We start from the raw sequence: 22,634 nt of genomic DNA on the forward strand, positions 1-22,634 counted from the left end.
GGGGCGGTCTTGATCGCCGTTCCATAGAAGAACTTGTAGGCTTCCTCCATGGAATAGCCGTAGATATGGGCATCCTGTGCCATCTTGTCAGTGATTTGTGCCATGAAGGCGTGGTAGCGATACATGATGCTGCCGCAAGGGATGACTTTCTCATGGTGCTCCACGCCTGTTCATCGTTTACACCCGCTCGAAATCCGCCAGCTTGAAGGTCTTGTGGTTCAACTCGTCGGTCGGGCCATAGAAGCGCATGGCCGGCAGCGGGCGTTTGCCACTGGTCGGGAGCCAGTTGTTTTCCTTGCCTGGCGGGGCGGTCGGGCCCACGTAGAGGGTGACGCCGCCATCCGGGTTCTTGGCCATCTTGTCGAGATCGTAGGAGGAGAGGGTGGTGCGGCCGCTGTCGCTGTAGATGAAGGATATGGAGTCGCGGTTGTAGACGGTCAATGCCCAGAACTGCTTGACCGGCATCTTGGCCGGGATGGTGAGCTTGTACAGTTGTCCTGCCTCCAGCAGCCTGCCCTCGCTATCAGCAAGCGACATCAGGTATTGGGTGGCGGGGGCATCGCTCAGCACCTTGGGCATATAGGTACACCAGAAGTACTCGGCGGCGCGATTGATGAGGTCGTTGCGATCCTCATAGGTGAAGGTCTTGTTGTCATCGCTCTGCAAGAGGGAGGAGTAGTGCCTGTCAGGCCAGTAGCGTTTCTCCTCCGGGAAATTGTCATACCAATGCTGCATGTAGAACCAGGCATCGATGGCCGCCTGGCGCAGCGCCTTGCGGGTTTTCTCATCCGGGTTGAATGAGGTGCCGCGACCTATGCCAAGGGAGGTGAGCATCCCCATCATCACCTTGTCCTGCTCGCGCACGGGCTCGACGCTGGCCACCGCGTGCAGGTCGTCGAAGTGACGCTCGTCGTAGTAGGGCAGGGTCGGGTAGCGCTTGTTGCCAGGATCGACGAAGCGCTGGGTCGGCGGATTGCTCGCCTCAGAGAGAGAGTACATGCGCAGGCGCTTGGAGTAGTGATAGGCATCGTTCGTCGACTTGCCGGGCGCCGGCACAGAGCGAAAGGCAAACGCCACGAGATAATTCGGGGAAGGAACATGCAGATAGCCGGCCGGGATCGGCTCGCTGTAGCCGGGGGGCGTCAGCAAAAACGTGCCGCCCTTGCCTTGGTCGAGCCCCGCCGGGCCTACATCTGCGATGGTGAATTGCCAGGCATCGACAATCTGCCCATACAGGCTGCCATCCGGGCCCGCAGCGGGCACTTCCAGCACGGTGGGGCCGTGTTGCAAGTCGGTGAAGGCCGTGATGTAGGGGGTGGTGCTGTTGGCCGTGATGGCCTCGAGATGCGGGGTGGCAGGCATGGAATAGGCGATGATGTCGTTGTCTTTGAGACCCAGATTGTCGAAGGCGGCGCGCCGGAAGTTGTAAATAGCGACCGCCGGCATGTTCCACAAGACAGCCTCGAAGGCCCGCTGGTACTTGAGCTGGTACTCAAAATCTTCGACCGAGCTGACGGATCCCGCTGGCGGCAGGCCACTCTCGGTTTCACCTGGTTGGCCGGCGCCATGGCGCAGTGGTGTCTTCAGTGACAACCCTTCGGTAAACGCCGGAGTCGGAAGTCTCAATGACGTCAGACCGACGGCGGATCCCAAGGCTAGCTTGTAAAACTCTCTGCGTGTAATTGGTATTTAAACATCCTTGCTGATGTGGGTCGCTTCAATTCTATCCCGATGACTATAGAAGGATTCTTGTGAAGACTCGGGCCTGAGTGTCATACGTGAACATTTCATGGGACGGCGATCATGTCCACTCATTGGAATGGGGTTGTGCCCATGAAGATGAGCGCGTCAGGCCCTGCAGGGGTAATTCCTGGTTTCCCGGGGCTGGGGGCATTGGCCATCTCCCCTTTAGCATCGATAAAAAAGCCCGGTAGTGATACCGGGCTTGGTGGTCGAGCAGTGCTTTAGCCTCAGGCGAGGTCGAAGCGATCCAGATTCATCACCTTGGTCCAGGCCGCCACGAAGTCCTTCACGAACTTCTCCTTGGCATCGGCACTGGCGTAGACCTCTGCCAGGGCGCGCAGCTGGGAGTTGGAACCGAACACCAGATCGACCCGGGTTCCGGTCCACTTCACCTTGCCGTTCTTGCGATCACGGCCTTCATAGACTCCCTGGCTGCCCGCCGCCAGCTTCCACTCCGTGCCCATGTCGAGCAGGTTGACGAAGAAGTCGTTGGAGAGGGTACCCGGGGCGGCGGTAAAGACCCCGTGGCAGTTGCCCGCGTTGGTGCCGAGCACCCGCATGCCGCCCACCAGTACCGTCATCTCGGGGGCACTCAGGGTGAGCAGCTGCGCCTTGTCGATCAGCATGGTCTCCGCGAAGCCCGCGCACTCGCCCGCGTAGTTGCGAAATCCATCGGCGAGGGGCTCGAGCACCGCGAAGGAGTCCACATCGGTCTGGGCCTGGGAGGCATCCATCCGGCCCGGAGTGAAGGGCACGATCACGGCGACACCGGCTCTCTTCGCGGCCTGCTCGACCCCCACGCCGCCCGCCAGCACGATGAGATCGGCGAGGGAGACCCGCTTGCCGCCGGTGGCTGAGGCGTTGAAGGCCTGCTGTATCCCGTCGAGGGCCTGAAGCACTTTCGCAAGCTGGGTAGGCTGGTTCACGGCCCACTCCTTTTGCGGAGCCAGGCGGATGCGGGCACCGTTGGCGCCACCGCGTTTGTCAGAGCCACGGAAGGTGGACGCGGAAGCCCAGGCGGTCGACACCAGCTCAGCCACGGACAGGGAGGCCGCCAGGATCTTCTCCTTGAGCAGGGCCACGTCCTTGTCATCGATCAGGGGATGATTGACGGCGGGGATGGGGTCTTGCCAGATCAGCTCCTCTTTGGGTACTTCCGGCCCCAGGTAGCGGGCAATGGGGCCCATGTCGCGGTGGGTCAGCTTGAACCAGGCGCGGGCGAAGGCATCGGCAAAAGCCTGCGGATCCTCGTAGAAGTGGCGGGAGATCTTGCCAAACTCGGGGTCAAAGCGCAGGGTCAGGTCGGTAGTGAGCATGGTCGGCTTGTGGAACTTGCCCGGGATGTGCGCATCGGGAATGATCTCCGGGGCATCCTTGGCCACCCACTGCTTGGCGCCGGCTGGCGATTTGGTCAGCTCCCACTCGTAGTTGAACAGATTTTCAAAGAAGTTGTTGCTCCACAGGGCCGGTGTCTTGGTCCAGGTCACTTCGAGCCCGCTCGAGACGGTATCCTTGCCATGGCCGCTGCCGTAGTCGCTCATCCAGCCGAGGCCCTGGGCCTCCAGAGGCGCGGCTTCCGGCTCTGGCCCCTTGTGGGATTCGGGCGCGGCGCCGTGGGCCTTGCCGAAGGTGTGGCCGCCCGCGATAAGGGCCACAGTCTCTTCATCGTTCATGGCCATGCGACCGAAGGTGGAGCGGATGTCCTTGGCCGCCTCCATGTAATCGCCGCTGGCGTTGGGCCCTTCCGGGTTGACGTAGATGAGGCCCATGTGGGTGGCGCCGAAGGGGGCCGTAAGCTCGCGATCGCCCTTGACCCGATCGGGATCGACCCCGAGCCAGGCAATTTCATCCCCCCAGTTGACGTCCTGATCCGGCTCCCACACGTCGGGCCGCCCACCGCCAAAGCCGAAGGTGCGAAAACCCATGGTCTCCAGGGCGACGTTGCCGGCGAGGATCAGCAGATCGGCCCAGGAGATCTTGTTGCCGTATTTCTGCTTGATGGGCCAGAGCAGGCGACGGGACTTGTCGATGTTGACGTTGTCAGGCCAGCTGTTGAGGGGGGCGAAGCGCTGTTGGCCACGGCCGCCGCCACCGCGACCGTCGGTGGTGCGATAGGTGCCCGCAGCATGCCAGGTCATGCGGATGAACTGGGGGCCGTAGTGACCGAAGTCCGCCGGCCACCACTCCTGGGAATCCGTCATCAGCTTGACCAGATCTTTCTTGAGTGCCTTGTAATCCAGGCTGGCGAAGGCCTTGGCGTAGTCAAAGTCCTTGTCCATGGGATCGGCGCCGGGGGAATGCTGATGCAGCAGATCCAGCCGCAACTGGTTCGGCCACCAATCTCGATTGGTTCTGCCGACGCCGGCGGTGTGGTTGAAGGGGCATTTGCTTTCTTCACTCATCTCTGTCTCTCCTTGGCAGTCATGTGCAATGCAGACAACTCAGTATGGGAACTTTTCCTGCAACCGGCGGGGCATGTGACAGGTTGGGCCTTGGACCGGCATCGGGGGGTTATCAATAACTCCTTATATTTCAGCTAATTGATTAAGGATGGGATGACCGTATTACGAAAAGATGAATCGGTGCCATCGAATTTGGCTGCTCCTGGACAAGGGATAAGAGAAGGAAGGAGCGCCCTGGCAGCCGTGTTATCAATCTTTTTATCCATAACACGAGGGATCAGACCTGGACTTGCGCTGGGTCATGGCATGAGGAGGGCTTGTCTTGAGCGGGGCAGAAAACCCCATTTTTGTGACGGCGGTCCGGATTGCGTCCTGAGCAGGGCGCCGAGCGCCAGAGGATGGGGTGGGGGCGTTGCGCCAAAAAGCGGACGGCGCAGAAACAAAAAGACCGGCCAGTGGCCGGTCCAAACAGACAGCGTGCTGCTGTCTCATCAGGCTGATCCCAGCCTGGAGGGGAATAATGGGGTGGCTGATGGGGCTCGAACCCACGACAACCGGAATCACAATCCGGGACTCTACCAACTGAGCTACAGCCACCACTGAAATCTGCCTTCGATACAGCAATCAAACTCATGTGTATCGATGGCGCGCCCTGCAGGATTCGAACCTGCGACCCACGGCTTAGAAGGCCGTTGCTCTATCCGACTGAGCTAAGGGCGCGTTGTATCAAGAAATCCTGGGATTTCCCGATGAACCTGGTCGGTGATAAAGGATTCGAACCTTTGACCCTCTGGTCCCAAACCAGATGCGCTACCGGGCTGCGCTAATCACCGAAAATTCGCCATCCAGCATACCTTCGGCGGCACCACTGGGCAACGGGCGGGCATCATACCCAAGCGCCAAAGTCAGCGTCAACGACTTTTTCCACCAGTAAATTCAAGTGCCTACTTATTGCCCTCCCTGCGAGAGCCGCTAACACCCGCGCCAAAAAAATGCGACAATGCGCCGCAGTTGAACACATGGTGAGTGAAGAACGATGTCTGCCAAAATCATTGATGGAAAACAGGTTGCGCAAACGATTCGCAATCAGGTCGCCGCGCAAGTCCAACAGCGGTTGGCGCAGGGGAAACGGGCACCGGGTCTGGCGGTGATCCTGGTGGGGCTGGATCCGGCCTCCCAAGTCTATGTGGGCAGCAAACGTCGCGCTTGTGAAGAGGTGGGATTTGTCTCCCGCTCCTATGACCTCAGCGCCACGGCGACACAAGCGGAGCTGCTGTCCCTGATCGACCAGCTCAACGAGGATCCGGAAGTGGACGGCATCCTGGTGCAGTTGCCCTTGCCGGCTCACTGCGATACCACCCAGGTGCTGGAGCGCATTCGTCCCGACAAAGACGTTGATGGCTTCCATCCCTACAACGTGGGTCGTCTGGCCCAGCGCATCCCGGCGCTGCGACCCTGCACCCCCAAGGGGATCATGACCCTGATCGAGACCACCGGCGTCAAGACCCACGGTCTGCATGCGGTGGTGGTCGGGGCTTCCAACATCGTGGGGCGCCCCATGACGCTGGAGCTGCTGCTGGCCGGTTGCACCACCACCACCTGTCACCGCTTCACCCAGGATCTGGAAACCCAGGTGCGCCGGGCCGACTTGCTGGTGGTGGCGGTGGGCAAGCCCAACTTCATTCCGGGGGAGTGGGTCAAACCCGGTGCCCTGGTGATCGACGTGGGCATCAACCGCCTTGCGGACGGCTCCCTAGTGGGAGATGTGGAGTATGAGACCGCGCGCAATCACGCCGCCTTCATCACGCCGGTACCGGGTGGCGTGGGCCCCATGACGGTCGCCAGCCTGATGGAGAACACCCTGAGCGCCTGCCAGGATTACCACGACGCCTGATGAGGGCGACGGGCAGAAAAGAGAAAGGGAAGGCATTGCCTTCCCTTTTTTTATTGCGTCACTCCCCCGGATCGCTACTGGATATCAGAGGAGGGCCAGGGCGGCGGCCAGATCGGCAATCAGATCGTCGGCGTCTTCCACCCCGATGCTGAAGCGGATGAGATCGTCATTGACTCCGGCGGCGAGGCGGCTCGCCTCGTCCATGGCGGCGTGGGTGGTGCTGGCCGGATGGCAGGCCAGGCTCTCGAGATCGCCAAGGCTCACCGCCTGCACGAAGAGTTGCAGGTTGTCGAGCAGGGTGGCGCAGCGCTCAAACCCGCCTTCTAGCTCGATGCTCACCATGCCGCCAAAGCCGCTGGCGAAGGCGCCGAGGGCATCGTGGCCCGGATGGCTGGCAAGGCCCGGGTAGATTACCTTCTTCACCGCCGGGTGGGCATCCAGGAACTCGGCCACCTTCTGGGCGTTGTGCAGGTGGGCATCCATGCGCAGGGGTAGTGTCTTGACACCCCGTTGCAGCAGGTAGGCCTCCTGGGGGCCGATGGGGGAGCCGATGTGCTTGAGGGCCACGGTGCGAATCGACTTCATCAGCTCATGGCGACCCGCCACCACCCCGGCGATGATGTCGCCGTGGCCGCCCAGGTACTTGGTGCCGCTGTGCATGACGATGTCGATGCCAAGCTCGAGCGGGCGCAGCAGATAGGGGGTGAGGAAGGTGTTGTCACACACCGTGATGGCACCCACCTTGCGGGCCGCCTCCACCACCACCCGCGGATCCACCACCTTGAGGGTGGGGTTGGTCAGGGTTTCGAACAGTACCACCTTGGTGGCGGGGCGGATGTTGGCCAGCAGCGCCTGATCGCTCTCGTAGGCGGTGATCTTGATGCCGGCGCGGCTGAAGGTCTGCTTGAGGAAGGCATCGGTGCCGCCGTAGAGGGGGCCGATATAGGCCACTTCATCACCGCTGTCGGCCAGGGCATACATGATGGCACTCACCGCCGCCATGCCGCTGGCCACCACCAGTGCCTCATCTGCACCTTCGAGGGCTGCCAGCTTCTGCTCCAGTTCGGCAGTGGTGGGGTTGCCAAAGCGGCTGTAGATGAAGCCGGGCGCCTGACCGGCGAAGCGCTCCTTGCCCGCCTGGGCGTTGAAGTAGCTGAAGGTGCTGCTCTGGTAGAGCGGGGTGGTGAGGGCGCCGGTCTGGGGATCGATCCGCTGGCCGCTGTGCACGCTCATGGTCTTGAATTTCATTTTTGTACTCCGTCATTGCCAGGCTGTTGCCCGACTGCTTGTGTTATCCGGGGCGCCATCGCGCCCCTTTTCTCATGTCGTGTGGCGGGTTGTCAGACTAGCGCTGGCTCGCGCTGCGGCTCGCCTGCATAGTGGCGGGCCGCCACATCCGGGTGGGAGCGCAGCCTCCCCTTGAGCACGTTTTCCCCCACCTGATAAAAGAGCGGGTTGGCGGGATCGCTCTGGGGCCCTTCGGCCAGCGCCGCCAGCTCGGGGGAGAGGCTAAGCAGTGGCACAGTCGCATCCAGCCTTGCCGCCATGAAGAAGGCGCAGGAGAGGCGCGATACCCCGGGAGGCGGGCTCACCACCCGGTGCAGGGTGGCCTTGAGGTAGCCGTCGGACGCGAGCTCCAGCAGCTCGCCGATGTTGACCACCAGGGCGCCCGGCAGGGGGGGCGCGGGGATCCAGCCATCTGCCGTCTCCACCTCGAGCCCGGAGTGATCGTCCTGCATCACCAGGGTCAGGTAGCCGGGATCCTTGTGGGCACCTACCCCCTGACCACTACTGCCTTCGGGTTGTCCGGGGTAGTGAATGAGCTTCATGTGCTGGTAGGGGGCACCGCGAATGCTCTCGTCAAATACGCCGGCGGGCTGCCCCAACACCTCTGCGAAGGCGTCCAGCAGGGTGAGGGTGATGTCGCTCAGTCGATCCTGCCATGCCAGCAGCCGTGTTTTCATCTCGGGCAGGGCGGCGGGCCACTGATTGGGGCCGATGAGGCGCTGCCAGGGTTCACGAATATGCGCCACAGGCAGGGCCTGGGCCTCATTCATGATATCGAACTGCTCCCGCAGATCCGGCCGTGCCCGGGTGAGCTCTGCCCCCACCTGGTTGTAGCCGCGAAAGTGCGGGGAGTGAACCATCTGCACCGCCAGTTTTTCTTCAAGTGGCAGGGCGAAGAAGCGGGCGGCGAGCGCCAGGGTCTCCTGGCGCGCCGATTCGCTCAGATCATGGCCCACCAGATAGAAAAAGCCCACTTCGCGGGCGGCCTGGCCAAGCTGCGCCAGCATCTGGCTGCGTGCAGCCGGGGTGCCTTTGAGGGCGGCGAGATCGATGATCGGCAATGATGGGGTGGTCATGGGCATCTCCTCACTTTCCGTGAACGGGGTCTGCGTGCCCCGGCGTGCGGGGTGTTGCGAAACCGGGGCGCACTCTTCTTGAGTGGCGCCGTTTGGGTTGAGGGTGATGCTACTGTTCGAGGTTATAAGGTGGAAGCAACAAAATATTCTTAGTTATATACAAAATTCGAAATGGAATTCGGGCTTGAGCGAATGGAACGAGCAACGGGCGGCTCAGGCGGCGATCGGCCGTACCGGGTTAGAGCGACATTGGCGTGACGGGATAGACGCGGGAGAGAAAAGACGGAGGGAGGCATCCGCCTCCCTCCGTGTGACTGTCATGGGAAGGGTTGCTGGCGCGCCTTTCCTCAATAACCCAGGGTGAAACGCTGGCGCAGGTGAGCCGGTGCTTGCGCCTCGTTCAGCACCCCGTCCGCCAGATCGCCGACCGTGATCCCGGCGGGCTGCTCGCCGCTGAACAGCACCTGATCCGTGCCAAGGCGGTAACCGCCGCGCTTCTCGCCGGGTTCGAGGAACACCGGTGGGGAGATGAAACGCCAGTCGAGGGTGGTTTCCCGGCGAAGGGCGGTGAGACCATCCCGGGCCGCGAGGGCCCCTTGCTTCCACTCTGCCGGGAACTCCGGGGTATCCACCAGCTGCACGCCCGGGGCGATTTCCAGACTGCCGGCACCGCCGACCACCAGCAACCAGCTCCCGGCGTCGTTGGCGGCGGCCACGATAGCGCTGGCCCCCTTGAGGTACTGATCGTAGATGTCCGGGGCACTCCAGCCCGGGTTGTAGGCACTGATCACCCGATCGTGCCCCTTGAGCACCCTGGCCAGTGCCTGGCTGTCCTGGGCGTCCACCGCCACGGCGGTGACTTGCGGGTGAGCGGCGACCTTGCTCACGTCACGCACGATGGCGGTGACCTGATGACCGCGGCTGACGGCCTCCTGGAGGATGGCTGAACCGACAAAACCGCTGGCACCGATGAGGGCAATTTTCATGGGAATTCTCCTTCACTGTGGGAATGGGGCTATCCTACGCCCCCGAGTGTGATTTAATAATCCACTTAAAAATGCATTCACTTGTAAGCAGGGCTTTATAATGGATCAACTCAGACGCTACGCCATCTTCGCCGCCGTGGTGGAGGCGGGCAGCATGACCGGCGCCGCCAAGGCCCTCGGCATGACCCCGTCCGCCGTCAGCCAGCATATCAGTCAACTGGAGAGCCAGCTCGGTCTGCCCCTGCTGCACCGCTCCACCCGCCGCCTCAGCCTGACCGAGGCGGGGGAGGTGGTGTGGCAGGGTTGCCAGTCGTTGCAGCAGACCCTGAACGACACCGAGCTGCGCCTCTCGGAGGTGCGCGACAGCCTGCTCGGAGAAGTGCGGATCACCGCGCCGGTGGGGATGGCGGGCCAGCCCCTGGCGCGGGCGCTCTCGCCGCTGCTGCAGGCGCACCCGGGCCTGGGCATCCAGATCATTGCCGACGACGAGAAGCGGGATCTCATCAAGGATCGCATCGACGTGGCGCTGCGGGTCGGCACGCTTGAAGATTCCACCCTGGTGGCGCGCAGACTGGGTCAGACCCGGATGCTGCTGTGTGCCTCGCCCGCCTATCTGGCACGCAAGGGCACGCCGCGCAGCCCGGCGGATCTGCTGGCCCACGACTGGCTGGCCTCGGACATGCTGGGGGGCGGGATACTGCTGCTGGACGAGAAGGGGGAGGCCCACAAGGTCAAGCCCAAGCCCAGGGTGCTGTGCAACAACGTCTTGCCCCTGCGCCAGTTTACCCTGGCAGGGCAGGGGATTTCGCTGCAACCGGAAGGTGAAATAGAAGAAGATCTCGCCACCGGTCGATTGCTCGCGCTGCTGCCGGGCTTTTTGGCCCCTCCCATGGAGATCCATGCCATCACCCCCCAGCGGGAGATCCCGGAGAAGGTGCGGCGGGTGATCAGCGCCCTTCGCAGCCACTTTGCCGAGCATGGCCAGAGCCGTCTACCCTGAGCGGGGCGGGACGAATAGCCAGGCGGTGCGCCGGCCTTGCGGTCGGCGCGACACCCCTGTTTAATGTGGCCCTCCCGGGCCAGAGCGCCCTCTGCTGGCATGGTCTCAAGCGCATCATGACACCGACTTCTCCCTACCCACTCCGTGAGCCGGCACCCGAGGCGCGCGCCCACCTCACCCGCATCGAGCGAGTGCTCGACTACATCCATGCCAATCTGGATCAGCCGCTCTCCCTGGAGGCGCTGGCCCGGCAGAGCTGCTGGTCCCGCTGGCAGTTGCAACGGGTATTCCTGCATGAGACGGGCCAGACGGTGGCTCACTATGTGCGCGAGCTGAAGCTGAGCATGGCGGCGGAGGCGCTGCTCTCTACCCGGCTGCGGGTGCTGGATGTGGCGCTGGATCACGGGTTTGGCTCGGAAGTGAGTTTCAGCCGCGCCTTCAAGCAGCAATTTGGCTGCTCGCCGCTGGCGTATCGCAAGCGAGGCCTGCGGCTGGGGCTGCGCACGCCCCTGGTGCGGGCGGCGGTCCCCCGCTCTGCCTCTCCCAATCTGGTGCAGGTGCGCATAGAGAGCCTGCCGGCATTCACCTTGCAGGGAGTCAGGGGCACGATCCGGGGGTTGTTCGATGCCTCACCGGATTTTCAGCAGACGGTGCCCGCCATCTGGCGAGCGTTGCGCGAGACGGGGGCGCTGGACCCGTCGAGGGAATGGCTGGGGGTGGTGGACGTGTCGGGGGCAGGGGAGCTGCTGCCTTACTGGGCCGGGGTGGCCACGACGGCGCCTACGCCCGGCCTGTCGAGCCTCAACGTGCCGGCCCAGGAGTATGCCGTGCTCACCCACAAGGGACCCATTGCCCAGCTGGGGGAGAGCCTGCACTGGTTCATCCTGCACTGGCTGCCGGAGTCGGCATACCGGGGGCTGGACGGTTTCGAGCTGGAGCGCTATGCCCCCGGCTTTGACGGCCAGCAGCCCGACGCCACCATGGAGTACTGGCTGCCCGTCGCCCCCCGTTAGGGAAGGAGGCTCACCCCGGCATGGGGCCGGGATGGCTCCGGGCGTGTGGCGCTGGCCAGGAGATCAGTGAACTGGGCCGGTGGCAGCGGCTTGGCGAAGTAGAAGCCCTGCAGGTAGTCGATGCCATAGTGGCGTGCCATCTCGACCTGCTCCTGGGTCTCCACCCCCTCGGCGACCAGAGCCAGCCCCATGCGATGGGCGAGATCCAGGATGTTTTCGACGATATGGCGGGAGGGGCCTTCCTCTTTCATTCCCTTGATAAAGCTGCGATCGATTTTGATGATGTCCACATGGAACATTTGCAGATAGCAGAGGCTGGAGTGGCCGGTGCCAAAGTCATCGATGGCGATGAGCACGCCCAGCTCGTCCAGGGCATCGAAGATGGCGCGGGTCTGCTCGTCCGCATCCACCATCTCCCGCTCCGTCACCTCGAGCACCAGACGCAGATCCTGACCCGGGAAGGCGCGAAGAAAGTCGCGGCACTCGGCGACGATGTCCCGGTTTTTGAAGTGCTGGGCGCAGACATTGACGGCGACGTGAAAGCCGGGGGGTAGCCTGTTGGCCACCCCGACCAGATAATCCCGGGTCTGGGCCATCAACTGGCGGGTCATCGGTACTATGTAGCCGCACTCCTCCGCGAGGGGAATGAAGTGGTTGGGGGCAATCATCCCTTGTGTGGGATGACGCCAGCGCATCAGCACTTCACAACCGCGCAGGCGTCCCTGCCTGTCCATCACGGGTTGCAGATGGGGGATGAACTCCCGGGCCGCCATGGCTCTGGCAAGCTCGCTGCGAGGGGAGCCGCTGCGCCCCCTCAGATAGAAGGTGAGCAGCCCCAGCAACAGCGCCAGCACAGGGGCGGCAAGCAGGTTCTCCTGGTTGTACGCCCAGGCAAACGCCAGCACTTCCTTGTAACCGTTGAGCGCCACCAGGCGATAGGGATGAGCGGTGGGCTCGCTCTGTTGCAGACGTTGTCCCCCTTCCAGCAGGCGGGCTGCGGGCAGGGTCCTGCCGTGGCCATCGAGGGCCTGGTCCCCGAGGAGGAAGAAGAGGTTGTCCTCTCCCATCACGGCCTGCAAGGCGCCGAAGATGTGGAAGCCGTCCAGCTCCACCAGCAGGGTGCGATCGCCGGATGGCTGACGGTAGAGGATGGCGGTCTGCCCGGTGATGGGGCTGTGTCTGGCGAGGATCAGCGTCTGGTTGCCCGCCGGGCCACGGGGAATATCCCGGGTGAGGATGGGCCTGTGCAGAGTGGTACAGCGCAGTTGCTGCCCCTCCAGCACATAGAGTGCCCGCGCATAGGGGGAGGCGGTGATGAGGTCGCGCAGGGCCAGTTGCTCATCCTGGCAGCGGCCCATGGCGAGGGGGCGGGCGGCCTCGACCAGGGACTGACTGTCATTGATGGCACTCTCTATCATGGCCCGGGCATGGTTCAGGCTGCGCGCGTTGTCCTTGCGAAGGCCGCTGGCCGCCTGCAGGAGGTTGAGGGCGGTGAGGCCGACCAGCAAGAGGAGCCCGAGCACGATGGCCAGACGCAGACGCTGTGCCAGGGGATCAGTCGGCATGATGCACCCGATTCTTGCCGGCATCCTTGGCCTGATAGAGCGCCTGATCGACCCGCGCCAGCAGTTGCTCGGCGGACTCCTGTCGCCACAGTCCCAACCCTGCAGAGAAGGTCACCACCAGTTCCGGTTCGCGCCATGGCCGCTGTGCCACCTGGGTGCGCCACTGTTCAATCAGCCTCCGTGCTCTGACGCTGTCATCCCCGGGAATGATGATGGCCAGCTCCTCGCCGCCGTAGCGGTAGAGGGTGGCCTCCTGGGCTGCAATCAGCCGCCCTTCCCGTGCCACCGCCCGCAGGACGTCGTCACCGACCGGGTGGCCGTGGGTGTCATTGATGGATTTGAAGTTGTCCAGATCGATCAACCCCAGACAGAAAGGGCGGCCGGCGATCAGCTGGTCGTCGAGTGCCTTGTCAAAGCAGCGGCGATTGAACAGGCCCGTCAGGGCATCCGTGTTGGACGCCGCTACGGCTTCCAGCATCTGGCGATGGCCGTTCTGGATCTCCTGGCGCAACTGATCCCCCGGTTTGCCCGCGTGGATGCGTCCGGTGCGCATCAGGGCGATGATCTCGAAGATCATCTTGCTGAGCACATGACGCAAGGACCACCAGCAGAGCAGGCAGATCAGCATGCAGCCCACCAGGGTGATCTGGAGCTGGTGGGACTCGCTGCTGCTCACCTCCTTGAACCTGGCATTGCTGACGGCATAGATGACGAACCAGTCCGGGTTGGAGAAGGAGTGGTAGTAGAAGTGGGTCTGGCACTTTGCATCGAAGAGGTGGTCGGCGCCGTTGGTCATCTGCTCGATGAGACGGCGGTCCACGCGATGGCGAAACAGGTTCCCCACATCCGAATGCAGCAGGATGTCGCCCGCCCGATCGACCAGGTAGAACTCCCCCTTGAGAGGGCTCATGAGCTGGCGCAGGGGATAGCTCATCTGCTCGAGATCCACGTTCATGGCCAGGGTGCCGAGGAAGAATCCCTCCCTGTCGAGCAGGGGGCGGGAGACGGAGACGCTGCGGCTCTTGTCGTCGAATTGGCTGGTGTAGTGATCGGTGTAGTGCACGAAGGGGGTTCGCACGGCGGCGGAGAGAAACCAGGGGCGCTTCCTGGCATCAACGTGCTCCTCGACCGGCAGATGGGGAATGGAGTTGAAGCGCCCCAGCGGATCGGCGAGCAGGATGCTCTTCACATAGGGGGTGAGTGCCAACGTTTGCATCAGGGAGAGGCCAAGTGGCGTGTTGCCCTCATTGAGGAAGGCATCCAGGCCTGATTCATCGATGACACTGCCCGTTTCGTTGAGGACATGCTCCAGTGATTTGAACTGTGGCTCGATGGTCTGGGTCGCCATGTTGTGCACGAACATGGCCGCCACCTTGTGGTATTTGCGCTCGGCAGAGGTCCGGATGCTGACACTGACGGCCATCAGGGCGATAAGCAGGGTCAGGATGATGACTCCGAAGGTGAAGTTGAGCTGGGTATCGCAGTGCAGATTTTGGTGGGCGGTCTCATTCATAGGCGTGTGCTGATGGCTTGGTATTGTCTCAATCAGGGCTGATAAAAGGGTGGGCATGCTATCGCCTCCTTTATCAATAGCGATTGACCAGGATCAACAAGGGGAGGGAGAACGCGACCATACTTGTCTGATGAGTGTGAATATGGGGGTGAAAATGCCGCCATGTTCTGAATATGTGATGGTTACTTGCCGATTGGCTGTGAAAGTGAAGGCGGTGACCTTCATCAGGCGGCCATGATGAGCCCTCCCTGAGAGGCTCGACGACGTTGCCATGTTGCCTCCGATAGGAGATGGCATGCCTGCTACCCTCGCTTTTCCCGCTTCCCCGCCAACATGCCCCAAATTGTTAATATCGGGGCAAAATAGAACAATAAAATGCAAATGATATTTGTTACTATTCACATGCAGTAAGTAATCGAGGATCAGATGCAGCTTGTTCACCCCCCTTTGACCCTGGTCGCCGTGACCATCTCCACCCTGCTTGTAGGCTCTGTACAGGCCGCCGCGTCCGACAGCCAGGATACGGCCACCGCCGACGAGACCCTGACCGTGCTCGGCCAGACCTATCGCAACACCGCGACCAAGACCCGGCTCGACCCCATCGAGACGCCCCAGGCCATCTCGGTGGTGGATGGGGAGACCCTGTCGCTGCGCGGTGTCAGCTCGGTGAGCGAGGCGCTGCGCTACGTGCCCGGCGTCAACACCGAGCTGCGGGGCGGGGCGGTCAACCGGCTGGATCTGTTCAACATCCGTGGCTTTGACAACTACCAGAACTTCTATGACGGCCTGCTGCTCCAGTACAACGACTGGAACCTGCAACCCCAGATCGATCCGGTGGCCATCGAGCAGCTGGAGGTGTTCAAGGGGCCGACATCGGTGCTCTATGGCAGCATGCCCCCCGGCGGCATGGTCAACCTCATCGCCAAGCGCCCCCAGCGGGAGAGCAAGCACAACGTGAGCGTGGCGACCGGCACGGGCACCCTCAAGGAGATGACCCTCGACAGCACCGGTGCCATCAACGAGCAGCTCGCCTATCGGCTGGTGGGACTGGCCCGGGAGAAGGATGGCCAGGCGGTGACCTCGAAGGAGGAGCGCTATGTCTTTGCGCCGTCCCTGGACTGGCAGCTCGGCGAGCGCACCCTGCTGAACCTCAACCTTTACTACCAGAAGGATCCCGAGGCCGGCATCTACACCACTGTGCCCGCCAGCGGCTCGGCCAAGTCCAACCCCCTGGGGCAGCTTGGCAGTGACACCTTCCTTGGCGACGAGAACTGGAACGAGTACAACCGGGACGTGACCCTGCTGGGCTACAAGCTGAGCCACGACTTCAACGAGCGCTGGCAGGTGCTGCAAAATGCCCGCTACATGGATGCGTCCGCCTATCAGCGCAACACCTACAACGCGGCCCTGGCGGCGGACAACCGCACCCTGGCCCGCAACGCCTATCTCACCGATGAAGACTCTCGCGGCGTTGTCATCGACAACCAGCTGGCGGGCAAGGTACAGACGGGCTCTGCCCAGCACAACCTGCTGCTCGGGGTCGATTACCAGTACCTGGATGCCCATATCCTCTACCGGGATACCCTCGACTACTCGGCGCCCAGCATCGACATTTTCAACCCGAACCATAGCCAGATAGTTCCAGGGGCACTCACTTTCAACTACCAGGATAAAAAGGTGATCCGTCAGTCCCAGACCGGCGTCTATCTGCAGGATCAGGTGCGCCTCGATCGGCTGGTGGCCATCGGCGGCGCCCGCTACGACCGCTACCGGATGGACACCGACAGCCGGACCCTCTATCAGGGGGCGGACAGCCAGTCCCTGGCCCACATCGATCAGGACAACCTCTCCTTCCGCGTCGGCGCCCTCTATGAGCTGGATGGCGGCTTCTCCCCCTATGCGAGCTATGCCGAGAGTTTCGAGCCGGTGCCGGGGGCGGACAAGCAGGGCCAGGCGTTCAAACCGGCGACCGGTCATCAGTGGGAAGGGGGCGTCAAGTTCCTCTCCGACGACATGAGCAAGACGGCGACGCTGTCGGCGTTCCACATCACCAAGAAGAATGCCCTGGTGACGGATCCGGACAATGTCTACGGGCCCAAGCTGCAGACCGGGGAGACGGTCTCCAGGGGCATCGAGCTTGAGGGGAGAGCCGATCTCACCAGCCAGCTGGATCTGGCCCTCAACTACACCCTGATGGACATGGAGATCACGCGTGACACCACCACGTTGCAGGGCAAGACGCCGGTCTGGGTCCCCAGACAGATGGCGTCGCTGTGGAGCAACTACTACCCCGGCGGCAACCTCGAGGGGATGCGAGTGGGCGCCGGCCTGCGCTACGTGGGGGAGGCCGAGATGGATGCCGCCAACACCGACAAGGTACCGGACTACCTCCTGATGGACATGTCCGCCTCCTACGATCTCGCCGCCCTCAGCGCAAGCTTGAAGGGGGTGGGGGTATCGCTTGGCGCCAGCAACCTGTTCAACAAGACCTACTACTCCTGCTACGACCAGAACAACTGCTGGTTCGGGGCCGAACGAAGCGTGGAGGCGCGACTCAAATACGCATTCTGACCTTGCGCCCCGGCACGCGCCCGGGGCCCTTTCAACGAATGGGCGAGGAGAGGGCGCGCGGTGTGCCGCGCGGCCTTGGCCGGGAGAAAGCGGACGCGGAACGCGCCCTCGTCTCGGATCACCAGGCCCTGTTCGCGGCGGCGGCCAGCCTGATCCCATCCCTCAAGGGGAACCTGGTGGCGGCCGGTGACGTGCGCCCGCCACTGACGGATGCCGCCGGGGCGGCGTCGGCCGAGGTGGCCGCAGCCCTCCATGCGCACTTGCAGCAGGCACACCCGGAGGCGGGGCCCGCCTACTGGCTCACCCGCAGCTGGGGCATGCTCTGCTGGCAGTCCATCTATCTCGCCATGGTGGCCGTCTACCGCCATCAGGCCGTGCCTGCCCTCGACAGGCTGGGACAGGGGCATGAGGCCGGCGTGGTGTCGGGCTTTACCCTGCCGGCCGAGCCCATGATCAGAGGGGAGGCCGGCGTGTTGATCAAGACGGCCGGGGAGCGACTCCAGGCGCACTGGCAGGGGCTGTTCACCCTCCTTGGGACGGCGCAGCGGCTGCGCCCCGGTTTCGTGCGCCCGCTCCTGGCGGACGATCTGCTGGCGGCCCTGGTGCGGGTGCCCGATTTCTTCGGGGAAGTGAGTCGGGAGGAGGTGAGGGCCCATGCCCCCCTCTGGCTTGAATCCTGTGGCCTGCCGTCGGCACATCTGACGGGTTGGCGCGAGGCGGGACTGCCCCGGGACGAGGCCTTCCCGGGCTATGTGCGCCAGCGCTGCTGCCTGCACTACAAGCGCCGGGATGGGGAACTGTGTGGCAACTGCCCGCGAAGGCTGGGTGGGGCGAGGGGTGATGAGTGCTGATACCCGACTCTTCGTCTGCGCGGGCAACCCGTGATGAAAGCCGCCGGATCCTGGCGGCTTTTTTGTGTCCGGCTTACTGGGCCGCCATCCGGGTGCGGATGCGCTCGAACAGGCTCTGCAGGCAGGCCTGATCTTTGTCGGCGGCGCGCACGGCGCCATACATGTGGCGGCGAATGCCCTCCCCGAGAGGGCGCGCCTCAAGCAGGCCCTGGCGCACGAACTCCTCGCTGGCCCAGCGGGGCAGGGCGGCGAGCCCGAGCCCGGCGGCGGCCATCTGCAGCATGACCGAGGTGTTGTCCACCGGTTTGCAACGGGCGGGCTCCACCCCGGCCGGTTGCAGGAAACGGCTGAACACGTCCATGCGCGCCCGCTCCACCGGGTAGACCAGCAGCACCTCCGGTCGCAGATCGTCCGGTGCGATGCGCCGCTGCTGGCAGAGGGGGTGATCCGGCGCCATCACCAGGGTGAGATCGAAGGCGAACAGCGGCTCGAAATGAAGATCTCCGCGGGCCTGCACATCCGAGGTGAGCAGCAGGTCGAGCTGGCCGCCAAGCAGGGCACTGATGGCATCGAAACCCGGCACCGACTCCACCTCCAGATCCACCCCGGGCCACTGGCGGCGAAAGTCCGGCAACAGCGGGAGCAGCCACTGGATGCAGCTGTGGCAATCGAGGGCCAGATGCAGCCTGCCCGCCTCGCCGCTGTGCAGGGCGACCAGCTGGCGCTCGGTCTGGGCCAGGGCGGGCAGCACCTGACGGGCCAGGGCCAGCAGATGCTGGCCTGCCGCCGTCAGCACCAGCGGGCGGCTTTTTCGAAGAAACAGCTCCAGATTGAGGCGGGTCTCCAGCTCCTTGAGCTGGTGGGAGAGGGCGGACTGGGTGAGGTTGAGGGTGAGTGCGGCCCCGGCCAGGGACCCTTGCTCGGCCAGGGCGCTGATGGTCTTCAGGTGTTTGAGATCGATGCCCAGATTGCTGCTCTGAGGGGGGCTGGATGGGGTGGGCGCGACCATGGCACTGCTCCTTTGTGCGTCAGTTGAGAAATTCTTGAGAGCCAGTTGAAGAGGATTCAATAGCCAAGGTCACCTTATCTTGTCATTTTGGATGTGTAAACATCTGGATGGCCAAACAATCCAGATCCTCATCAGATAAACGAGCATAAGGAATGGAACCTATGACCTTCGCACACACCCTGGGCTTTCCCCGTATCGGCGCCAAGCGCGAACTGAAATTTGCCCTCGAATCCTACTGGCGTGGCGAAACCACCCAGGCCGAGCTGGTCGCCGTGGGCAAGAGCCTGCGTGAGCGCCACTGGCAGGCCCAGCGTACCGCCGGGGTCAACCTGCTGCCGGTGGGGGATTTTGCCTGGTACGATCAGGTGCTGGGTACCAGCCTGCTGGTGGACGCCGTGCCTGCCCGTCACCGCCACGGCGACACCGACCTCGACACCCTGTTCCGGGTGGCCCGTGGCCGTGCGCCGACCGGCCCGGCGGCGGCCGCTGCCGAGATGACCAAGTGGTTCAACACCAACTACCACTACCTGGTGCCGGAATTTTACCGTGACCAGCGCTTCAAGCTGGGCTGGAGCCAGCTCTTTGACGAGGTGGAAGAGGCGAAGGCCCTTGGGCTGCCGGTCAAGGCGGTGTTGCTGGGCCCCGTCTCGTACCTGTGGCTTGGCAAGGAGAAAGAGAGCGGCTTCTCCCGCCTCGAACTGCTGGATCGCCTGCTGATCGTCTACCAGGAGATCCTGGCCAAACTGGCGGCCCAGGGGGTGGAGTGGGTGCAAATCGACGAGCCGGCTCTGGCGCTGGACCTGCCGGATGAGTGGCGCCTGGCCTACCTCAAGGCATATGAGCGCCTGAGCGGCCCCTGCAAGCTGCTGCTCACCACCTACTTCGGGTCCGTGGCCCATCAGCGGGACATCATCACCAGTCTGAAGGTGGACGGCCTGCACCTGGATCTGGTGGCTGCCCCCGAGCAGCTCGAGACCCTGGTCCCGCACCTGCCGGCCCAGTGGGTACTCTCGGCGGGTGTCATCAACGGCCGCAACGTCTGGCGTGCCAACCTGGCCAAGCTGGCGCCGACCCTCAAGGCCTTGAAAGAAAAGCTTGGCGAGCGCCTCTGGGTGGCCTCCTCCTGTTCCTTGCTGCACAGCCCGGTGGATTTGACCCTGGAGCACGAGCTGGATCCCCAGACCCGCAGCTGGTTCGCCTTCGCCCTGCAAAAGTGCTATGAGCTGGGGCTGCTGTCCGACTACCTGGACGGTGGCGCCCTGGACAAAATCGAGGCTTACAGCCAGCCCATCGTGGATCGGGTGTCCGACAGCCGGGTTCACAAGAAGGCGGTGCAGTCACGACTCGCCAGCCTGACCAACAGTGACTTCGATCGCCAGAGCGCCTACCCGGTGCGTGCCGACGCGCAGCGCTCGGATCTGAAGCTGCCGCTCCTGCCCACCACCACCATCGGCTCCTTCCCGCAGACCTCTGAAATCCGGGTGCTGCGCCAGGATTGGCGTGCCGGGCGCATCGATGACCAGGCCTACGAGGCGGGCATCCAGGCCCAGATCAAGGACGCCATCGAGCGCCAGGAGGCCATCGGGCTCGACGTGCTGGTGCACGGTGAAGCGGAGCGCAACGACATGGTGGAGTATTTCGGGGAGCTGCTGGACGGCTTTGCCATCACCCGCTTTGGCTGGGTACAGAGCTATGGCTCCCGCTGCGTGAAGCCGCCGGTGATCACCCGTGACATCGACCGCCCCACCCCCATGACCCTTGAGTGGACGAAGTTTGCCCAGAGCCTGACCGACAAGCCGGTGAAGGGCATGCTGACCGGCCCCGTGACCATTCTCTGCTGGTCCTTCCCGCGCGAAGACGTGAGCCGCGAGCAGTCCGCCCTGCAGATTGGCCTGGCCATTCGCGACGAGGTGGCTGACCTGGAAGCCGCCGGCATCAAGATCATCCAGATCGACGAGCCGGCGATCCGCGAAGGGCTGCCCCTGCGCAAGCAGGATCACCAGGCCTATCTCGACTGGGCGGTGCGCGCCTTCCGCCTGAGTGCAAGCCCGGTGGTGGACAGCACCCAGATCCACACCCACATGTGTTACAGCGACTTCAACCTCATCATCGAGGCGGTGGCGGCGCTGGACGCGGATGTGATCACCATCGAGACGAGCCGCAGCCAGATGCAGTTGCTCGAAGCGTTCGAGCGCTTCAACTATCCCAACGAGATCGGCCCGGGCGTCTACGACATCCACTCGCCGAACGTACCGAGCCAGGGCTGGATTGAAGACCTCATCCGCAAGGCTGCGCAACAAATCCCGGCAGACCGGCTCTGGGTGAACCCGGACTGCGGCCTCAAAACCCGCGGCTGGGAAGAGACCACCGCAGCCCTGAAGGTGATGGTCGATGCAACCCGTGCGCTGCGCGCCGAGCTGGCCTGAAGGCTTCCATTCACCCGGACGAGCGCCCGGTGAGTGTCACCAAGACGAGAGAGGGAAGGCGACAGCCTTCCCTCTTTTTTGCATGGCCGCTCCCTAGAGGGGGATCAGGGCGGGGCGGGAGGCGGGCTGGTAGCGGGTGGGGGAAACCGACATCGTCATCGGGTGAGGGGCGCTTGCGAGCGCCTCGGCCAGCCACTGTTGGTCGAGGGGGATGGCATTGCGATCCTCGATCACCAGATTGAGGTGCTGGGCACCCAGGCACCCGTAGCGGACGGGGTCGGTCTGGGTAAAGAGGCCAAGACAGGGCACACCGCTGGCGGCAGCCAGGTGCAGGGGACCGGTGTCGGCGCTGACGAAGAGGGAGAGGCCGCCCGTGAAGCGGGCCAGCTCCCCCATGTTGCCAAGGGAAACGTGCACGTCCCCGAGCGGGTGCTCGGGGGCGGCGGGATCCGCGAGCTGGATCAGCAGGGCATCCGGGCTGTGACGGCGCAGATCCCCAAGCAACCGCTGCCACTGGGGCTGGGAGAGCCCCTTGCCCTTGCGGGCGCCGGTGAAAAAGCCGATCAGAGGACGGCCAGGATGGGCTCGTCGCAGCGCACTCAAGGCCGGGCTTGGCCCCTGCAACAGGCTGCCAAGGGGGATGGGGTCGGCCGGATTGCCCGGTATGCCGAGCAGTTGCAGGGGCTGGTGGGCGTAGTGGCACTCACTGTCCGCAGCCCGCGGACGCGGGAAGATGAGATCCCCGTGGCCATCGTCGAAGCCGCATTTCTCCCGGGCCTGTACCCAGGCGGCGATGAAGTGATCCGTACTGGAGGCGAAGGGGACGTAGACCCTGTCGTAGTGCTGACGGCGCAGACGCGAGAGTGCCGAGAGGGCGCCCGGCAGGTGTCTGCCCTGCAACCGGATCTGATGAATGTGCCGCAGGGGCAGATCGGCCAGGAAGGAGAGCAGGGCGGTGGGGCTGCACACCAGCTCCAGCTCGGCGTGGGGATGGGCGCGATGAAGCTGGTGCAGGAAGGGCAGCAGGAAGAGGTTGTTGCCGATGCGGTTGGTGCTGCGAATGACCAGGATCCGGCGGGGTGCCTGCGAAGAGGGCGGCAATGCGCTGCGACTGGCAAGCCAGCCGAGCAGGGTTCGCTCCAGTCCCGCCGTCCAGACCCGGCGTTGGCCGTCGAAGCGGCGCAGGGCATCGTTGAGGTGAGTCATACCGTTGGGCTCCAGTGTTGGGATGGCGTAAAGGGTGCCAGCGGACTCTTAAGACAATGTTAAGAAGGGAAAAAGCGTGTGGATGATGGCCA

Annotated in this window: 15 protein-coding genes and 3 tRNA genes; 6 read left to right on the plus strand and 12 right to left on the minus strand. The window is 63.6% G+C overall.

Translation table 11 applies throughout. The features are described from left to right. Positions 1–177: 177 nt before the first annotated feature. The 5 genes from AB5Y93_RS11330 to AB5Y93_RS11350 all read right to left on the minus strand — a co-directional run bounded on the left by AB5Y93_RS11330 (position 178) and on the right by AB5Y93_RS11350 (position 4,978). Positions 178–1,626 (minus strand): DUF1254 domain-containing protein, encoded by a 1,449-nt coding sequence (locus AB5Y93_RS11330; RefSeq protein WP_368229353.1) that lies wholly within the window; start codon positions 1,624–1,626, stop codon positions 178–180. 344 nt (positions 1,627–1,970) lie between these two features. Then, on the minus strand, positions 1,971–4,145 hold the full coding sequence (gene katG / locus AB5Y93_RS11335; RefSeq protein WP_368229354.1) for a catalase/peroxidase HPI: 2,175 nt from the start codon (positions 4,143–4,145) through the stop codon (positions 1,971–1,973). 521 nt (positions 4,146–4,666) lie between these two features. Continuing rightward, positions 4,667–4,742 (minus strand) — tRNA-His (locus tag AB5Y93_RS11340). A 46-nt stretch (positions 4,743–4,788) separates the two neighbouring features. Further along, positions 4,789–4,865 (minus strand) — tRNA-Arg (locus AB5Y93_RS11345). Between the two features lie 36 nt (positions 4,866–4,901). Next, a tRNA-Pro gene (locus AB5Y93_RS11350) sits at positions 4,902–4,978 on the minus strand. Positions 4,979–5,181: 203 nt separating this feature from the next. Here AB5Y93_RS11350 and folD point away from each other — a divergent pair. Then, positions 5,182–6,039, plus strand: coding sequence for a bifunctional methylenetetrahydrofolate dehydrogenase/methenyltetrahydrofolate cyclohydrolase FolD (gene folD / locus AB5Y93_RS11355; RefSeq protein ID WP_010674955.1), 858 nt, complete (start codon positions 5,182–5,184; stop codon positions 6,037–6,039). A gap of 84 nt (positions 6,040–6,123) precedes the next feature. On the opposite strand, the gene AB5Y93_RS11360 is transcribed toward folD, so the two are convergent. From AB5Y93_RS11360 to AB5Y93_RS11370, 3 genes are all read right to left on the minus strand, one after another. Continuing rightward, positions 6,124–7,287 carry a PLP-dependent aspartate aminotransferase family protein gene (locus AB5Y93_RS11360; RefSeq protein WP_042863960.1) on the minus strand — a complete coding sequence of 388 codons (1,164 nt, stop codon included), beginning with the start codon at positions 7,285–7,287 and terminating at the stop codon, positions 6,124–6,126. Between the two features lie 92 nt (positions 7,288–7,379). Beyond that, positions 7,380–8,402 (minus strand): isopenicillin N synthase family oxygenase, encoded by a 1,023-nt coding sequence (locus AB5Y93_RS11365; RefSeq protein ID WP_103260261.1) that lies wholly within the window; start codon positions 8,400–8,402, stop codon positions 7,380–7,382. 347 nt (positions 8,403–8,749) lie between these two features. Beyond that, on the minus strand, positions 8,750–9,388 hold the full coding sequence (locus tag AB5Y93_RS11370; RefSeq protein WP_323934127.1) for an NAD(P)-dependent oxidoreductase: 639 nt from the start codon (positions 9,386–9,388) through the stop codon (positions 8,750–8,752). A 100-nt stretch (positions 9,389–9,488) separates the two neighbouring features. Here AB5Y93_RS11370 and AB5Y93_RS11375 point away from each other — a divergent pair, with 100 nt between their 5' ends. Both AB5Y93_RS11375 and AB5Y93_RS11380 read left to right on the plus strand, forming a co-directional pair. Continuing rightward, positions 9,489–10,388, plus strand: coding sequence for a LysR family transcriptional regulator (locus AB5Y93_RS11375; protein ID WP_323904278.1), 900 nt, complete (start codon positions 9,489–9,491; stop codon positions 10,386–10,388). Between the two features lie 116 nt (positions 10,389–10,504). After that, positions 10,505–11,401 (plus strand): helix-turn-helix domain-containing protein, encoded by an 897-nt coding sequence (locus AB5Y93_RS11380; protein ID WP_368229355.1) that lies wholly within the window; start codon positions 10,505–10,507, stop codon positions 11,399–11,401. On the opposite strand, the gene AB5Y93_RS11385 is transcribed toward AB5Y93_RS11380, so the two are convergent. Further along, positions 11,398–12,966, minus strand: coding sequence for an EAL domain-containing protein (locus tag AB5Y93_RS11385; RefSeq protein ID WP_368229357.1), 1,569 nt, complete (start codon positions 12,964–12,966; stop codon positions 11,398–11,400). The two genes, AB5Y93_RS11380 and AB5Y93_RS11385, sit on opposite strands and share 4 nt — an antisense overlap. Continuing rightward, a complete protein-coding gene (locus AB5Y93_RS11390) occupies positions 12,956–14,479 on the minus strand; it encodes a diguanylate cyclase (RefSeq protein WP_368229358.1) in 1,524 nt (507 codons plus the stop codon). Before AB5Y93_RS11390 ends, AB5Y93_RS11385 begins: the two co-directional genes overlap by 11 nt. 426 nt (positions 14,480–14,905) lie before the next feature. On the opposite strand from AB5Y93_RS11390, the gene AB5Y93_RS11395 reads away from it, so the two are divergent. Beyond that, entirely contained in the window at positions 14,906–17,050 is a 2,145-nt protein-coding gene (locus AB5Y93_RS11395) for a TonB-dependent siderophore receptor (protein ID WP_368229360.1), read from the plus strand. 38 nt (positions 17,051–17,088) lie between these two features. Then, positions 17,089–17,901 (plus strand): siderophore ferric iron reductase, encoded by an 813-nt coding sequence (locus AB5Y93_RS11400; protein ID WP_368229362.1) that lies wholly within the window; start codon positions 17,089–17,091, stop codon positions 17,899–17,901. A gap of 73 nt (positions 17,902–17,974) precedes the next feature. Here the strand turns inward: AB5Y93_RS11400 and AB5Y93_RS11405 are convergent, their stop codons facing one another. Then, the gene (locus tag AB5Y93_RS11405) at positions 17,975–18,910 is read right to left on the minus strand and encodes a LysR substrate-binding domain-containing protein (RefSeq protein WP_039041273.1); all 936 of its coding nucleotides are present in this window, start codon (positions 18,908–18,910) and stop codon (positions 17,975–17,977) included. A 161-nt stretch (positions 18,911–19,071) separates the two neighbouring features. Here AB5Y93_RS11405 and metE point away from each other — a divergent pair, with 161 nt between their 5' ends. Continuing rightward, a complete protein-coding gene (gene metE, locus AB5Y93_RS11410) occupies positions 19,072–21,336 on the plus strand; it encodes a 5-methyltetrahydropteroyltriglutamate--homocysteine S-methyltransferase (RefSeq protein WP_368229364.1) in 2,265 nt (754 codons plus the stop codon). Between the two features lie 93 nt (positions 21,337–21,429). Here the strand turns inward: metE and AB5Y93_RS11415 are convergent, their stop codons facing one another. Next, the gene (locus tag AB5Y93_RS11415) at positions 21,430–22,542 is read right to left on the minus strand and encodes a glycosyltransferase family 9 protein (RefSeq protein ID WP_368229365.1); all 1,113 of its coding nucleotides are present in this window, start codon (positions 22,540–22,542) and stop codon (positions 21,430–21,432) included. Between the last annotated feature and the right edge of the window lie 92 nt (positions 22,543–22,634).

The organism is Aeromonas sp. R10-1 (assembly GCF_040908465.1).
Lineage (GTDB): Bacteria > Pseudomonadota > Gammaproteobacteria > Enterobacterales > Aeromonadaceae > Aeromonas > Aeromonas caviae.

Excerpts from the sequence above, each read along its gene's own strand:
- AB5Y93_RS11385 (WP_368229357.1), bottom strand. The coding sequence starts at position 12,966 with ATGCCGACTGATCCCCTGGCACAGCGTCTGCGTCTGGCCATCGTGCTC.
- AB5Y93_RS11405 (WP_039041273.1), bottom strand. The coding sequence starts at position 18,910 with ATGGTCGCGCCCACCCCATCCAGCCCCCCTCAGAGCAGCAATCTGGGC.
- AB5Y93_RS11360 (WP_042863960.1), bottom strand. The coding sequence starts at position 7,287 with ATGAAATTCAAGACCATGAGCGTGCACAGCGGCCAGCGGATCGATCCC.
- AB5Y93_RS11390 (WP_368229358.1), bottom strand. The coding sequence starts at position 14,479 with ATGAATGAGACCGCCCACCAAAATCTGCACTGCGATACCCAGCTCAAC.
- AB5Y93_RS11365 (WP_103260261.1), bottom strand. The coding sequence starts at position 8,402 with ATGACCACCCCATCATTGCCGATCATCGATCTCGCCGCCCTCAAAGGC.
- AB5Y93_RS11395 (WP_368229360.1), top strand. The coding sequence starts at position 14,906 with ATGCAGCTTGTTCACCCCCCTTTGACCCTGGTCGCCGTGACCATCTCC.
- folD (WP_010674955.1), top strand. The coding sequence starts at position 5,182 with ATGTCTGCCAAAATCATTGATGGAAAACAGGTTGCGCAAACGATTCGC.
- metE (WP_368229364.1), top strand. The coding sequence starts at position 19,072 with ATGACCTTCGCACACACCCTGGGCTTTCCCCGTATCGGCGCCAAGCGC.
- AB5Y93_RS11400 (WP_368229362.1), top strand. The coding sequence starts at position 17,089 with ATGGGCGAGGAGAGGGCGCGCGGTGTGCCGCGCGGCCTTGGCCGGGAG.
- AB5Y93_RS11370 (WP_323934127.1), bottom strand. The coding sequence starts at position 9,388 with ATGAAAATTGCCCTCATCGGTGCCAGCGGTTTTGTCGGTTCAGCCATC.
- katG (WP_368229354.1), bottom strand. The coding sequence starts at position 4,145 with ATGAGTGAAGAAAGCAAATGCCCCTTCAACCACACCGCCGGCGTCGGC.
- AB5Y93_RS11375 (WP_323904278.1), top strand. The coding sequence starts at position 9,489 with ATGGATCAACTCAGACGCTACGCCATCTTCGCCGCCGTGGTGGAGGCG.
- AB5Y93_RS11380 (WP_368229355.1), top strand. The coding sequence starts at position 10,505 with ATGACACCGACTTCTCCCTACCCACTCCGTGAGCCGGCACCCGAGGCG.
- AB5Y93_RS11415 (WP_368229365.1), bottom strand. The coding sequence starts at position 22,542 with ATGACTCACCTCAACGATGCCCTGCGCCGCTTCGACGGCCAACGCCGG.